Genomic DNA, 14,282 nt, shown 5'->3' on the forward strand with positions numbered 1-14,282 from the left:
CGGCGGGTTCGACCACACGGTGCTGGCCCACGACCTCGCGGGCGGCTGGGCGGTCGTGCTGACGCTCATGGCGACGTTTCTCGCACTGGCGACGCGCGTAGAGAAAGTGAAGCGGCAGGCGTGACCGGCGCTGTCCTCCGCTAGTGGTGTCCTCGGGTCTCAGGTCGTGAACCCGTCCTCGGCCTCGCGCTCGTCGAGGACCCACTCTAGTTCCTCGATAGCGCGCAGGATGGCGACCTCAGCCTCGTCTTCTAGCTCGGTCGACGGCGGGTCGTGCCTGTCGTACTCGTCCTGCAGCGCCTCGATGCGGTCCCGGATCGTCTCCTCTGTTCGCATGGTTCCAATGACCGGACCCACAGGTCTTGATGCTACTGGTCGCGGCGATGGGTGCGACCGGATAGGAGTGCCGGATGTCGGAAAAACGCGGCGAGCTTACCGAACGACGACGACTGCGCTCTCGGTTTCGGTCATCTCGCCCTCGCCGGAGTAGGTCCGGGACTCCTCGACGGCGAACATCTCGTCGTCGAGTTCGACGCCGGCGACCCGCAGCGCGTCGCCGTCGATCTCGTAGTCGCCGCTCTCGATAGCGTCGTCAATCGAGCCGACTTCGCTGCCGAACTCGGGGCCGACGATGGAGTAGTCGAGGTCGATGCCGCTGACTTCGGTCGTGATGTCCGGGGCCTCATCGTAGGTGTCCAGCTGGGTGACGTGCATCGCCTCGGCGACAGCATCCTCGAAGCCGGCGATGTGGCCGAACACCTCGACGTGGTCGAGGTCGGCGTTCAGCGGCAGTCCGTTCTCGGTCTTGTACCGCCGGAGCGCGGAGACGACCTCCATCGCCGTCTCGCCCGCTTCGAGGTCGGCATCGTAGCCGCCCGAGGTCGGCCAGTCCGTCGTGTGGATTGAGCTATCTTCCTCGTAGCACCGCTCCCACAGTTCCTCCGTGATGTGCGGGAGGAACGGCGCGAACAGTTGCAGGAAGGTCCGGTGGGCCTGCAGGAGCGTGAACTCGGTCGACGCGTCGTCACCCTCGTCTCGCGGGCCCTGCCCGCTCGACTGTTCCGAGGCGCTCCGCGCCTCGCCAGACAGCCGTTGCTTGGCGATTTCGAGGTAGTCGTCACAGAACGTGTTCCAGAAGAACGACCGGAGTTCGTTCCGGGCCTTCGAGAACTCGTAGTCCTCGAACTTCGTCGTGACTGACTCCACGGTCGCATCGAGTTCGGCCAGCAGCCACTCGTCGACCGCGGCCAACTCCTCGGGCTCGTCGGGCTGGGCGGCCGGCGTGAGCTGGTCGACCAGCCGCGAGGCGTTCCAGAGCTTCTGGAGGAGCCGTTCACCAGCTTCGAGGTCTCCCTCCTTGTACGGGAAGTCGTCGCCGATGGAGGTGCCGGCGGCCCAGTAGCGGGTGGCGTCGACCGGGAACTCTTCAAGCACCTCGCTGGGCGGGATGACGTTGCCCTTGGACTTGGACATCGCCTCGCGGTTCTCGTCCAGCACCATCCCGTTTATCATCACGTTCTCGAATGGCACCTCGCCGGTGTGCTCGTAGCACTTGACGACGGTGTGGAACAGCCAGAACGAGATAATGTCGTGACCCTGCGGGCGCAGGTCGAAGGGGTACAGCTCGGGCAGTTCCATGGTGAACGACTCACTGTCCGCATCCCAGTCCCAGCCGGCGTTCACGAGCGGCGTCAGCGACGAGGTTGCCCACGTGTCGAAGACGTCCTCCTCGGGCGTCAGCGAGTCGTGGCCACACTCGGGGCAGCTATCGACCGGCGGGGCGTCCGACAGCGGGTCAACCGGCAGCTGCTCGCGCTCGGCCATCACGGGCTCGCCGCAGTCGTCACAGTACCACACCGGGATCGGGATGCCCGAATCGCGCTGGCGGGAGATGCACCAGTCCCATTCGAGCCCCTCAATCCAGTGCTCGTAGCGGGTGGCCATCTTCTCGGGGAACCACTCCATCTGGCGGCCGGCCTCGATGTACTCCTCTTTCTTGTCGAGTAGCTCGATGTACCACTGCTCGGTGACGAGGTACTCGACTTCCTCCTCACAGCGCTCGTGGACCTGCACGGTGTGGTCGTGGTCGCGGCTCTCCAGCAGCGACCCTTCTTCGCCGAGGTCCTCGATGATGGCCTCGCGAGCTTCGGTGGTATGCATCCCCTCGTACTCACCGGCGAGGTCGGTCATCGTCGCGGACTCGTCGATGGCGAGCCGTAGCGGCAGGTCGTGGGCCTGATACCACTCGATGTCGTTCTGGTCGCCAAAGGTACAGCACATCACGATGCCGCTGCCGGTCTCCATGTCGACGCGCTCGTCGGCGATGATGGGCACCTCCTGCTCGAAGATCGGGACCCGCGCGGAGCCACCGACGAGGTGCTGGTTTTCGTCGTCGTCGGGGTGGACGAAGACGGCGACACACGCCGGCAGTAGCTCGGGCCGGGTCGTCGAAATCGTGAACGTCGCGCCCTCGTCGGCTGGTCCCTCGCCGGTTTCGACCAGATCGAAGGCGATGTCGTTGAACTTCGTGTGCTTGTCCTTGTCCTCCTGCTCGACCTGTGAAATAGCCGTCTCACAGTCCGGACACCAGATGGTCGGCGCGCGCTGGCGGTACTCCCGACCCTGCTCGTAGAGGTCGAGGAAGGACAACTGGGAGACTCGCTGCACGTCCGGCGCGATGGTCTTGTAGGTGTTGTCCCAGTCGATAGAAATCGCCAGCGACTGCACGTCCTCGGTGAACTCGTCCTCGAACTCCGTACACACCGTTCGGCACTTCTCCTGGAATTCTCGGCGCGGGTAATCTTGGTGGCGGATGCCGAGTTCGCGCTCGGTGAGCCGCTCCGAGGCGATGCCGTTGTCGTCGTAGCCGAAGGGGAAGTAGACGGTGTCGTCGCGCATCCGGTGGAAGCGGGCGACGAAGTCCTGCAGCGTGAACTGGTAGAGGTGGCCCATGTGGAGGTTCCCCGACACCGTCGGCGGCGGCGTATCGATAGTAAAGCGGGTGTCGGCGTCCTCGTCGTAGGCGTAGGTCTTGTCGGCGACCCACTGGTCCTGCCACTCCGGCTCTACCTCGCGGGGGTCGTACTCCCCGTCGAGGGCGTTTTCTGATTCGTCTGCGGTCGATTCGTCCTGCGGTGGGTCCTGTGTGTCACTCATATTCAAACTGTGGGTGTAACACCCGGGTCGCATCGGACTGCGGCGTGGTTATCAGCGGTGCGTGCGTCGATAGGTGGGGGTGGTGTGGGGCGTGGGGGCCCCTACACCGACGGGCGCGAGAACCAGCGTTCGGGAGAGTCGACGCACCATCTGTACAATACTCGACCTACGGCAGGATTAATGACTTCGGTTTTCGCCAGCGTCCCGACGGGCTCATACCAGCGACCAGCTCACGGCAGGTCGGACTCGCGGTGCTTGCGGTCCTCGGCGGAGTGGGCCCGGACCCACAGTTGCCCGATGCGGGAGAGCGTCGTCCGGTAGGATTTCCCGTGTTCCTCCTGCTCGATGTACCCCTTTCCGCCGGGGCCGAGCCGGTCGACGTTGTAGATGACCTTCGAGCGGAAGGAGTCGGTGTACTCCTCACCCAGATCCCGGGCCAACTGCTGGGCCAGTTCGGAGACGGACTCGAACTCGCCGTGTTCGCCCAGCGTGAAGAGGATGACCTCCTCGAAGGGCTTGACGTTCGAGAAGGAAGCGACCGGCAGTTCGACGATGTGGGAGCCGTCGATCTCCTTCGCGCCGATGGTTGTCCCCCGCTCGTCGAACTCCGATAGCAGGTCCCGCGCGGTTTCGAGTCGGTCGTCAATTCGCTCGTCGACTTCTTCGCCCGTGCGCATGTCCTCTAGCATGTCGATCTGCTTGCGCAGTTCCTCGGCGAGTTCCGTCTCCAGATACTTCTCGGGGACCGTGTAGTAGGTGTGGATGCGGTCCCGGTCGCCCTCGCGCTCGACCATGATCGAGTGGGCTGCGGTCGCAAAGGCAAACGAGACAGTCCGAGGCATCGCGGAGACGTTGACCCACACCTCGCTGCCCGCGTCGAGTTCGGCGTTGATGAGCTCGAAGGCCTGCTCGAAGGCCTCGTCGTAGTCGTACACGTCGGCGACGACGAACCGCTCGGTTTCCGCTCCGAGCAGGTTCTGGTAGTCCTTCTCTAACTTCTCGGCGAGGTTTCGCGAGTACTCGACGTTGGCCTCGCTGCCGACCGCGCCCTCGAGCAGGATGACGCGGTCAACGTCGAGTTGCTCGCGCACGAGCGGCGCGATGAGCCGGTCGTAGTCGAATCCGACCGGGACGATGTGGGTCTGCATACGTGAAAGACTGGGACGGTGATTATAAAAAGAACCAGACTCGGGCTGCCGAGCGCGTATCGGGGCGGCGCGTTACTCGCAGCTTTCGTGCACGATAGCGCCGTCATCGTTCGGCCCACGGCGCTCCCCGGGAACAATAGGGTCCTCGCAGACGGCGCAGGTCAGCTTACCGCTGGCGTGGCCGTTCGAGGCCTCGGTATCGCCGGAGGAGGTGAAGTCCACGCTCACGTCCGTCGACTCGTCAGCTGCCGGCTCGTCGTCCGCATCCGGGGCAAACACGTCGTCGTCATCGGCCGACGTGTCGATGTCGAGCGTATCGTTGAACCCACAGTAGCCTGTCGAGGCGTTGAATCCCAGGCCGAGCGCGCCGATTCCGGCGAGCAGGCCGCGCTTGCGCTTCCCGCTGCGAAGCCAGCGCAGGGAGACGATTGTCAGAACGACTGCCAGCACCGCTCGGATCAGGCGGTCGCGACCGCCGACGTTTTGGTCGGAGTCCATACTGGCACATTGGTCTGGACGCTTTTGTAGGTTTACATGTCTGCCGGCGGCCGCCGTCCAGTGGTTGCCGTGCCGGAGGGCGGCACGCAGACCGACCGTGTCTCAGTCGCTTTCGATACCGGTGACGGCGTAGGCAGTGCGATTCTCGGTCGCGGCGGGGGCAGTCACCAGCGAGACGGCGACTGTCAACACGAGACCGACCAGAATGCCGACGATGCCGGGCGTCCAGCCAGGTACGCTGTCGGCAGGGCGACGTCGAGGCCGACCAGTCCCCCAACCGTCGCAATGACCGGGAAGACATGCAGGCCGTAGAACACCTGACTACCCACCACGCCGGCGTACATCCCGGTGCGTGTGGTTCCCTGCCAGTACAGCGCCAGCGCGACTGGGACAGTTAGCTGGGCGAAGCCGCTGAAGGCGGTGTCACCAATCTGGACCAGTGTCCCCGGCGTGTAGAGGCTCGCAATGAACGAGAGGGTGGCGAAAGCGACCACACCGAGGCGGGCGACGAGCGCCTCGCGACGGTCGGTCGCCTCGTCGCTGGCATCGTTGCGGCCGGTCAGCGGCCGGTAGAGGTCACGGGTGAGGTACGACGACCCCGAAAGCAACATCGAGTCGCTGGAGGACATCATCGCGGCCATCGCGCCGGCGATGACCAGCGCGGTGAACCACGTCGGCGTGTACTCGCCCAGCAGCGCCGGGATGACGTTGCCGCCCTCTGGGACGGTGATACCAAGCCCGGCCGCCCACGCCCCCAGCATGAACGCCGGGACGAACAGGAGCAGGACCAGTACCGGCCAGAGCGCGAACGTGCGCTTGAGCACCTTCTTCGAGCCGGCGGCGAAGAAGCGCTGATTGATCTGCGGGAACATCGTCACGCCGAAGGCGATACTGACTGCGGTCGAGATGATGTACTGCGGCGTGTAGAGGCCGCCGCCGAGACCGACAAACGCCGGCTTTTCGGACGCCAGCAGGGCCGTCGCCTCGCCCGCGCCGCCGACGGCCGACAGGACCCAGGCGACGGCGACCCAGATCAGCGAGAGCATGAACAGCCCCTGAAGCGTGTCGGTCCAGGCGACGCCACGCATTCCCGAGAGCGCGACGTAGAGAATCATGAACAGCGTGATGCCGCCGGCTCCGACCCAGAACGGGACCGCGCCGTTCGTGAGGCCGACGATGGCTTGGCCGGCCCCCTTCTGCTGGAGCATCACGTACGGGAACAGCCAGACGAGGCTCACAGCGGCGACGACAACCCGGAGCGCCGTCGACCCGAACCGGTCGCCAAGCATCTCACCAAGCGTCACGTAGCCGTGGCGCTTGCCGACCAGCCACTGCTTGTATCCCAGCACGTACCAGAGGACGGCGAAGATGATACCGTCCATCAGTCCCATCACGAGAATCCACTCGGGGCCGGCGCTGAACGCGAGGTTCGGGCCGCCGAAGAAGGTAAACGCCGACAGTAGCGTCGCGAAGGTGGTAAACAACAGCACGACCGTGCCGAGCGTCCGGCTTGCGAGGTAGTAGTCCTCGGCGGTGCGCTCGGTGAGCCGGTAGGCGACTGCGCCCACCGCGAGCGCGACGACCATGTACGCGCCGACGATACCCAACTGGAGCGCAGTATCGGCCACGTCAGTTCACCTCTTCGACGCCGAGGCCCCAGTCGGTGCGCGCAAAGACAGCAAAGACGACGCTCGCAAGCGCCATCCATCCAACGTGCCACCACAGCCATACGGGCAGCCCGGCCGCGACCGTGCTGGTGTCCCAGAGGAACCACGGCACTGCCAGCGCCATCAACACGAGCGCGACGACTGTCCACCCAGCGGCCCTGACCGTACTCATATTACGACAGGCTAGCCGCTGGCGGTACTAATGGGTAACGAACCTTCACCGATAGTTGTTGAAGAACTATATTCTTCAATACACGCGCGTCCCGGGTTCGACCTCCCGCTCGGGCGTCAGGTGGACGACACCGTCCGTGCTGTCGACGCCGGTGACCAGGCACTCGCTCTCGAAGCCGGCGATGGAGACCGTTCCGAGGTTGACGACAGCGACGACCTGCGAGCCGAGCAGGTCCTCCGGGTCGTACACGTCGGTCAGTCCCGCGGCGGACTGGCGCGTCTCGTCGCCGAAATCCACGTCGAGTTTGTACACGTCCTTGCGGGCTTCGGGGAACGGTTCGACGTCGACGATTTCGCCGATACGCATCTCTACGTCTTCGAGGAACCGCGCGGGGTCGATCTCCGTTTCAGTGAATCCCATGCCCCCCGGTAGTCCGTCCAGTTATTTTACGACAGCGTTCGCAGCAACGGTATGCAGACAGCGATCCAGCTCTGGACGCTCCGGGAACTCCGGGAGCCGCTATCGGACGTGCTCGACCGCATCAGCGCCGCCGGCTACGACGGCGTGGAGTTCGCCGGCATCGGCGACCCGGGCGCATCCCGACGTGCGCTCGACGAGGCGGGGCTCGGTATCGCCGGCGTCCACGTCCAACTGGAGGACCTGCAGTCCGATTCTCGCACCGTTGAGAATCAGGCCCGGACGCTCGACGCGCCGTCCATCGTCCTTCCGTATCTCGATGACGACCATTTCGCGAGCGAGCGCGCCGTCGAGTCGACCGCGACGCTGCTCGGGATGCTCGACACGGAGTTCGACCGACCCCTGCTGTATCACAACCACGACCACGAGTTCGTCCCGCTCGGCGATGGCACCGCCTTCGACGCGCTCGTCGACCGGACGACGATCGACTTCGAGTTCGACGCCGGCTGGGCGCACGCGGCGGGTCAAGACCCTGCCGCCCTGATTCGGCGACTCGACGGGCGCGTTCCCGTCGTCCACCTCAAGGACATGACAGAGGACGGGGAGCCGACCGCTCTCGGCGAGGGGGTCGTCCCGCTCCAGGCCGTGGTGGATGCGGCCCGCGAGGCCGGGACTGAATGGCTCGTTTTCGAACACGACGACCCCGAGGACCCGGTCGACGCCATCCAGGCGGGTATCGGCGGTATGCGCCCGTTGCTGGAGTGAGTGGCTGACCCGTCTGGTGCACAGCGATCCATCGAGGCAGTGTCGGCTCGAAAGTCAACTGAGTGAGGTTTTCCTCCACCGACTCGCGTGCGCAAGGTTATTCCGCTGTACTTCCCAACATCAGTATAGTGACAGCAATCCGTCGGAACAGCGTTCGACGGGCTGGAAAACAGGACAATCATGCAAGATACGGCGAAATATCTGATACATGCCGACATCACGGCGGCGGGAGTCGTCGAGCGGAGCGACGTCGTCGGCGCGGTGTTCGGCCAGACGGAAGGGCTACTCGGCGACGAACTGGACCTGCGGGACCTGCAGGACTCGAAGAAGGTCGGCCGCATCGACGTGGAGATACGCTCCGAAGGCGGACAGTCCTTCGGCGAGATCACCGTCGCGAGCGGTCTCGACAGAGTCGAGACAGCGATCCTCGCCGCAGCACTGGAGACCATCGAACAGGTGGGGCCGTGTCGCGCCGAAATCGAGGTCTCAGAGATAGAGGACGTACGCAGCGCCAAGCGGCGCGAAGTCGTCGAGCGCGCGACGGAACTCCTGAACGACTTCGAGGAGAAGTCGATCCAGACCGCGGACATCGTCGAGACGGTCAGACAGCAGGTCCGGGTCGCCGACGTGACCGACTACGAGGGACTCCCGGCCGGCCCGCGGGTGGCCGACTCCGACGCGATTGTCGTCGTCGAGGGTCGCTCGGACGTGATGCAACTGCTCAAATACGGCATCAAAAACGCCGTCGCAGTCGAGGGAACGGACGTCCCCGACGCCATTGCGGACCTGACGGCCGGCCGGACGGTGACCTCGTTCCTCGACGGTGACCGCGGCGGGGACCTCATTCTGAAGGAACTCGCGCAGGTCGGCGACGTTGACTATGTCGCTGTCACTCCCACCGGCAAGTCCGTCGAGGACCTCTCACGCAGCGAGGTGATGTCGGCGCTCCGGGACAAGGTTCCCTACGAGACGGTCGCAAGCGCCAAGAGCCTCGACAGCATCCGCGAGGAGATGTCCCATCCCGAGGAGTCGACGACCGCTGACGGCGGTGCCGTGGCGGCCGCGACGTCGGAGGACACCGCAGACAGCCAGCCCGCGCCCGCTCCGCAGGCCGGGTCGGCGCAGGCCGAAACGACCGAGGGGGCGACGAGTGTCGCGGACAACTCGAACGCAACCGCTGTGGCGGATGCCGCAGCCGACGAGGAGTCGACCGAAAGCGGCGACGGACCGACCATCCCCTCGCTTTCGGACCACATCGAGGCCGTCATTCAGAACCACAGCGGGACGGCCAGGCTGGTCGACGAGGACGCGACGCTGCTCGCTGAAGGCGATGCTGATACCGTCGTCTCGCTGCTTGCAGCCGCTGAGGCCGTTCCCAAGACCGTCGTCATCGATGCCGACTGCACGCAGAAGCTCCTCGACGTTGCCGCCCAGCGCGGCGTCGATGTCGTCGTCGCTGCCGGCCACGGCGAGTACGTCAAACAGCCGACGGCCGTACAGGTTCGCATCGAGGACTAGAGTTCGCGAACGAGCAACACACCGTCGCCGTCGTCGTAGTGGTCGGGTAGCTCGTCGGCGACCGAGAACCCGAACCCGTCGTAGAACGAGCGTGCCCGCTCGTCGTCAGCGCGCGCGGTGAGTCTCGCTGTTTCGAACCCACCAGTCCGGAGCCTGTCCAGAAGCCCGTGCATAAGTGTCGTCCCGAGGCCCTGCCCCTGTTTGCCGGGCGTGATGGCGAACTCCGCCAGGTACGCGACCGGGTGGTCCGGCACGACAAGCGCGTAGCCGAGCGGTTCGCCGATATCGAGGACCAGCACGAGCGGCGGGCCGTCGATTCCGACGCCGAGGAGCTCCGGCCACGGCTCGTCGAGCGCGTCCGTCTGGATCGCCCGGAGACGGACCTCGTCTTCGGGGCGAGCCTCGCGGATCATAGGAGGCCGGCGGTCAGCACGACGCCAGCGCCGGTCAGCGCGGCCGCCAGGGTTGCGAGCATATTGACGCCCTGATTGCCGACGACCGAGCCCTCGACAGTCGCACCCAGCAGGCTGTCGACGGTCATGCCGACCAGCCCACAGAGGAGGATGACGCCGCTACCGACTGTACTGATGTCCTGCGTGAGCGCGGCGATGCCAGCGATGATGCCTGCCCCGATGGCCCCGGCGGCCACGCCCTGCCAGGTGACGCCGCCGTCAGTGCCCGGCTCGACGGGTTTGAGCGTCGTAATGAGTCGCGGGTTGTCGTAGAGCCCGCCGAACTCACTGGAGAACGTGTCGGTCATCGCGGCGGCGACGGCCCCGGCGAAGGCATAGAAGAACAGCAGCGGGTCGACGGCGATGTGGCTCGGACTCGCCGCCGCGGCGACGACGGCGAACAGCGCGACGATGGAGTTCGCGAGCACGTTCCCGCTCCCGCGTGCGCCCTCGTTCTCCTCGGCGATGCCGCGGTCCAGTTTCTCCTCGTAGCGGAACTTCGTCGAGAGGCCACCGAGCGCGAAAAAGGAAATCAGCATGGCGAACCAGCCGAAACCGCCGAGAACGATGGTCAAAAACGAGAGGAGAACGCCGGTGAGCATCCCCGGGAGGGACGCCGTGTCGAGCGCGTAGGAGAGATAGCCGAGCAGTACTGTCACGGCGAGCGCGATGACGACGCGCTGTGCAGTCACCGACGGGTCGAGTTCGAAAAACAGCCACAGCAGCAGTCCCACCGTGAGCATCACCAGCGGGTCGTCCCGTTCGAACAGGACCGAGCGAAGCAGGGCAGCGACGAACGCGCCGCTGGCGGCGAGAAACAGCACGAGTGGAATGTCGACGGCGGCCGCTCCCTCGCCGACGGCGGCCTGAATCCGCGTTCCCGCCACCTGTCCCGCGACGCCGGCGACGAAGCCGACGAGCACGAAGCCTGCGGTTGCGACCACCTCGTCGGAGCGGACGGTGTAGGCGAGTCGCTGGCCGAGGTTCCCGTAGGCGACGATGACGACGACGCCGACGAACACCGGCACCGGTAGACTGAATCGGACGGCAAGCAGCGCGAGCCCGGCGGCGGCAAGCGAGAAGGCCGCCAGGCCGTACAGTTTCCCGTCCTCGTAGTCGCCGGGACGGGCGAACAGGTCGAACAGCCGCGAGTCCTGCCCGATGACCGTCACGCCGAGCGCGGCGACGAGGACGAAGGGTGCGATAGCGGCGACAGTCGCGAGTTCGAGCGAGCGAAAGCCCGTTGCGGCCGGGACGGCGACCGCGAGGGTCCCCACGGCGGCGAACGCGCCTGCCCGACGGACTGTGCCAGTCACGTCCCACCGGTATCCCCGAGAGGCACTTACCCTTTCCGAACTGCGGAGGCGACGGTACCGTGAGATTTACTGGGGCTGTCAGCATACCGGCGGGCGTGGGACTATACGACCGATATCTCGCGATGCGCGTTCGGCGCAGCGACGCCGACCTGCCCGAGACGGTCGCGCTGGTGATCACCGAGCGGGACCTCCTGGGAGACGGTGCATACCGGACCTTAGAGCGATTCTTCGACTGGGCCGTTCAGTACGGCACCGATACCGTCGTCGTCTACGTGAGCGTCCTCGACGAGGAAGCGATTCCGACGCTCCAGCGCGAACTCGAAAGCGTCACCGCGCCACGGGAGATAGCGGTCAGAGTACCGGACGACGAGACGACGGCCGACGCCCCGATCCAGATATCCATCGGCCTCGGCGGACAGTCGGAGTTCGCGACGGCCGTCCAGAAGCTCGCGGAAGACGTCGATGCAGGCTCACTCGACCCGAACGATATCGACGAGGCCGCGGTCGAGGAGCATCTCGTCTTCCCGACCGACCCGGATCTGGTTATCAAGACCGGGGCCGAACGGCTCTCGGATTTCATGATCTGGCAGTCCGTGTATTCGGAGCTGTATTTCACTGACGTGACTGGCAGAACTTCCGGCTTCGGGATTACTTGCGGGCGTGCGGGATTATCAGGAGCGACAGCGGCGCTTTGGCCGCTAGGAGGTCAGTCTGCGATTTCGTACTCGTCCTCAAGTTGCTCGCGCTCGGCGCTCGGGAGCGCGTCCCGGAACCGTCCGAGCATCCGTTTGGCCGTCGGGAGTTCCGACTGCTCGATGGCACGAACCAGTGCCAGCGAGCGCTCGGCACGGGTCGTCCGCCAGGACTGCTCTCGGTTCTGGTACGTCCGAATCGCTCGCAGGAAGTCGACCTTCCGGAATTCGGGCCAGTAGGGCGTACAGAAGAACGTGGCAGCCTCGTTGCCGTTGGCGTGCCACGGCAGGAAGTTCGAGGTGCGTTCGTCACCGCCGGTTCGAACGATGAGATCAACGTCGCGGGTCGGCCCCTCGTAAAGCCGCTCTTCGATGGTTTCCGCAGAGACGTCCGTCGGGTCGAGGGTTCCGTCTTCGACGGCAGTGGCGACGTTGCGGGCCGCGCCGAGCAGTTCGGCCCGGCCGCCGTAGGCCAGCGCGATGTTGAGGTTGAGCTGGTCGTACTGGGCGGTTCGCCCTTCAGCGTAGTCGACAGCGTCTCGGACCCGGTCGGGTAGCATCTCTGTCTCGCCGATGGCGCGGATACACACGCCGGCCTCGTGGACCCGGTCGGCGTCGGCAAATGTTCGGAGCTTCTGTTCGACGAGGTCGAAGATGTGTTCGCGTTCCTCGGGGTCGCGGTCGAAGTTTTCCGTCGAGAACGTGTACAGCGTCACCTCACGAACGCCGAGTTCGTCACACCAGTTCAGCAGCGCCTCCGTTGTTTGGGCTCCTTCTCTGTGGCCTTCCTGTTTTTTGGCGCCCTGCTTTTCCGCGTATCTTCGGTTCCCGTCCATAATAACTGCGACGTGGTCGGGCGTCCCTGACAGTTCCCACTGGAGCAATCGCTCGTAGGCCGCATATCCCAGTCGCTTCCCCCTCGATAGCATCGTTGTGTACATTTCAACCACTCAATAAGGGCTTTGTGGAAGGGACTGGGTACAGTTATTTCCCACCTAATCTATCGAAATATATGCGCATAGTTTTAATATACCCCGGCTTAACGTTCAAATTGCAATGGCGACCGGTACGGTAGACTTCTTCAACGACACAGGCGGTTACGGGTTCATCGATACCGAAGACTCCGACGAGGACGTCTTCTTCCACATGGAGGACATCGACGGTCCTGACCTCGAGGAGGGGCAAGAAGTGGAATTCGAGATCGAGCAGGCCGACAAAGGCCCGCGCGCGAAAAACCTCACGCGGCTGTAACCATGGCGACAGGCACTGTCGACTTCTTCAACGATACGGGTGGCTACGGTTTCATCGAAACCGACGATGCCGACGAAGACGTGTTCTTCCACATGGAAGACGTCGGCGGCCCGGACTTAGAAGAAGGGCAAGAAGTCGAATTCGACATCGAACAGGCAGACAAAGGCCCGCGAGCGAAGAACCTCACGCGACTGTAAGCGAGACCGGCTCGCTTTTCAACGGGTTCACGACTGACCGAGCGGTGCGACTCGGCAGCGCGTGGGTTCCCACCGCTGTCGCTGTGCCGCCCCTCGAACCGAATATCTTCGGGTAGAGCCGACCAGCGTTTGGAATCCGAAGTGTCTTAGGGACAGCAACACCGACCGCATGGTATGAGCGAGGCCGACGCACTTGACGACGACCTTTACCGCCGGACTAAACAACTGCTTGAGCCCGGCGAGATTCAGCTCAACGGCGCTGTCGTCCACACGGAGTACGACGGCAGCGACGAGATCGAGATGATGCAGGCCACCATCGAGGTCGGCGAACTCATCGCCGAAGGCGCGGGCCTGGACCCGAAGGATACGTACGTTTACTCCGGCAGCGACGACCCCGAGTTCGCGTCGAACCAGCACCAGGGCCTCACGCTGGACGGCGAGGAGTTCGTCTGGGAGTGCCAGCAGCTCCTGCGCAACGGCTCCTTCGATCTGGTGTTCTACTACGAGGCCAGCGCCGACCACGACGGCATTCTCGAAGCTATCGAGGACGCCGGCTACGCGGTAACCGGTGTCGAAGGCGAGTAACCGCGTCGTACTGTCGGACGGAAGCCTTTCAAGAATGTCGCCACTCCCAGGGTGGCGAATAGCTGTACGAAGTTACGTCCAACAGTATCAGTCGCCGGCCGCCAGCCGTTCCTGGCAGTTGTGACAGTAGGTGTAGTCCGGGCCGTTCGCTGCGCCACAGATACGACAGGTCGTGGCCTCGACGGCGGCCTGTTCGAAGTAGGCGTTGAGCTGGCCGGTGTCGCGACCGTTACGTCGACCACTGAACTGCTCGACCAGCGTATCGTGTGCGGCGTAGTCCATGAGCCGGAACATCAGCACGAACCACAGCGGTACCCCTATCAGGACAAACAGGTAGACCAGCAGCCGGACCGCCAGCTCGGCTGTCGAGATTGCCACGCGCGGGTTAGGGGCGCAAGGGGGTAAAACGCTCCGGCGACCCGGACATGGTACCGGCTGTCCCGGACTG

The 14,282-nt window shown here is 64.7% G+C and carries 15 protein-coding genes and 3 pseudogenes; 7 read left to right on the forward strand and 11 right to left on the reverse strand.

Annotated features, from left to right (window positions below):
- Positions 1 to 124: pseudogene (locus GJ630_RS20625) on the forward strand (DUF1405 domain-containing protein); the annotation flags it as partial.
- Between the two features lie 35 nt (positions 125 to 159).
- Here GJ630_RS20625 and GJ630_RS19635 read toward each other — a convergent pair.
- From GJ630_RS19635 to GJ630_RS14325, 7 genes and pseudogenes are all read right to left on the reverse strand, one after another.
- Positions 160 to 336 (reverse strand): hypothetical protein, encoded by a 177-nt coding sequence (locus tag GJ630_RS19635; RefSeq protein ID WP_008312626.1) that lies wholly within the window; start codon positions 334 to 336, stop codon positions 160 to 162.
- 96 nt (positions 337 to 432) lie between these two features.
- Positions 433 to 3,156, reverse strand: coding sequence for a valine--tRNA ligase (locus GJ630_RS14300; RefSeq protein WP_191450144.1), 2,724 nt, complete (start codon positions 3,154 to 3,156; stop codon positions 433 to 435).
- A gap of 230 nt (positions 3,157 to 3,386) precedes the next feature.
- Entirely contained in the window at positions 3,387 to 4,304 is a 918-nt protein-coding gene (locus GJ630_RS14305) for a DUF6293 family protein (RefSeq protein ID WP_014040964.1), read from the reverse strand.
- Positions 4,305 to 4,376: 72 nt separating this feature from the next.
- On the reverse strand, positions 4,377 to 4,802 hold the full coding sequence (locus GJ630_RS14310; protein ID WP_008312632.1) for a DUF2892 domain-containing protein: 426 nt from the start codon (positions 4,800 to 4,802) through the stop codon (positions 4,377 to 4,379).
- A gap of 102 nt (positions 4,803 to 4,904) precedes the next feature.
- Positions 4,905 to 6,388, reverse strand: a pseudogene (locus tag GJ630_RS14315) (sodium:solute symporter).
- 43 nt (positions 6,389 to 6,431) lie between these two features.
- Positions 6,432 to 6,641: a DUF3311 domain-containing protein gene (locus GJ630_RS14320; RefSeq protein ID WP_004957724.1), complete on the reverse strand. Its 210-nt coding sequence runs from the start codon at positions 6,639 to 6,641 to the stop codon at positions 6,432 to 6,434.
- A gap of 75 nt (positions 6,642 to 6,716) precedes the next feature.
- The gene (locus tag GJ630_RS14325; RefSeq protein ID WP_014040962.1) at positions 6,717 to 7,061 is read right to left on the reverse strand and encodes a tRNA-binding protein; all 345 of its coding nucleotides are present in this window, start codon (positions 7,059 to 7,061) and stop codon (positions 6,717 to 6,719) included.
- Positions 7,062 to 7,112: 51 nt separating this feature from the next.
- Here GJ630_RS14325 and GJ630_RS14330 point away from each other — a divergent pair, with 51 nt between their 5' ends.
- Both GJ630_RS14330 and dnaG read left to right on the forward strand, forming a co-directional pair.
- On the forward strand, positions 7,113 to 7,823 hold the full coding sequence (locus GJ630_RS14330; RefSeq protein ID WP_050036886.1) for a sugar phosphate isomerase/epimerase: 711 nt from the start codon (positions 7,113 to 7,115) through the stop codon (positions 7,821 to 7,823).
- Between the two features lie 180 nt (positions 7,824 to 8,003).
- Positions 8,004 to 9,341, forward strand: a complete 1,338-nt coding sequence (dnaG, locus tag GJ630_RS14335) for a DNA primase DnaG (protein WP_050036885.1) — start codon at positions 8,004 to 8,006, stop codon at positions 9,339 to 9,341.
- Here the strand turns inward: dnaG and GJ630_RS14340 are convergent.
- On the reverse strand, positions 9,338 to 9,754 hold the full coding sequence (locus GJ630_RS14340) for an N-acetyltransferase (protein ID WP_014040959.1): 417 nt from the start codon (positions 9,752 to 9,754) through the stop codon (positions 9,338 to 9,340). The two genes, dnaG and GJ630_RS14340, sit on opposite strands and share 4 nt — an antisense overlap.
- Positions 9,751 to 11,109, reverse strand: coding sequence for a DUF92 domain-containing protein (locus GJ630_RS14345; protein ID WP_014040958.1), 1,359 nt, complete (start codon positions 11,107 to 11,109; stop codon positions 9,751 to 9,753). Before GJ630_RS14345 ends, GJ630_RS14340 begins: the two co-directional genes overlap by 4 nt.
- A 95-nt stretch (positions 11,110 to 11,204) precedes the next feature.
- Between GJ630_RS14345 and GJ630_RS14350 the strand changes: the two are divergent.
- Positions 11,205 to 11,811: pseudogene (locus GJ630_RS14350) on the forward strand (undecaprenyl diphosphate synthase family protein).
- Positions 11,812 to 11,815: 4 nt separating this feature from the next.
- On the opposite strand, the gene uppS reads toward GJ630_RS14350, so the two are convergent.
- The gene (gene uppS / locus GJ630_RS14355) at positions 11,816 to 12,742 is read right to left on the reverse strand and encodes a polyprenyl diphosphate synthase (RefSeq protein WP_191450146.1); all 927 of its coding nucleotides are present in this window, start codon (positions 12,740 to 12,742) and stop codon (positions 11,816 to 11,818) included.
- 115 nt (positions 12,743 to 12,857) lie between these two features.
- Between uppS and GJ630_RS14360 the strand changes: the two genes are divergently transcribed.
- The 3 genes from GJ630_RS14360 (at position 12,858) to GJ630_RS14370 (ending at position 13,834) form a co-directional block, all read left to right on the forward strand.
- On the forward strand, positions 12,858 to 13,052 hold the full coding sequence (locus GJ630_RS14360; protein WP_004517065.1) for a cold-shock protein: 195 nt from the start codon (positions 12,858 to 12,860) through the stop codon (positions 13,050 to 13,052).
- A 2-nt stretch (positions 13,053 to 13,054) separates the two neighbouring features.
- Positions 13,055 to 13,249: a cold-shock protein gene (locus GJ630_RS14365; protein WP_004591449.1), complete on the forward strand. Its 195-nt coding sequence runs from the start codon at positions 13,055 to 13,057 to the stop codon at positions 13,247 to 13,249.
- A gap of 174 nt (positions 13,250 to 13,423) precedes the next feature.
- Complete coding sequence (locus GJ630_RS14370) at positions 13,424 to 13,834, forward strand: DUF5778 family protein (protein WP_004591450.1); 411 nt, start codon at positions 13,424 to 13,426, stop codon at positions 13,832 to 13,834.
- Between the two features lie 87 nt (positions 13,835 to 13,921).
- Here the strand turns inward: GJ630_RS14370 and GJ630_RS14375 are convergent, their stop codons facing one another.
- Positions 13,922 to 14,212, reverse strand: coding sequence for a hypothetical protein (locus GJ630_RS14375; RefSeq protein WP_014040954.1), 291 nt, complete (start codon positions 14,210 to 14,212; stop codon positions 13,922 to 13,924).
- Positions 14,213 to 14,282: the final 70 nt, after the last annotated feature.

Source organism: Haloarcula sp. CBA1122 (assembly GCF_009741785.1).
GTDB lineage: Archaea > Halobacteriota > Halobacteria > Halobacteriales > Haloarculaceae > Haloarcula > Haloarcula hispanica.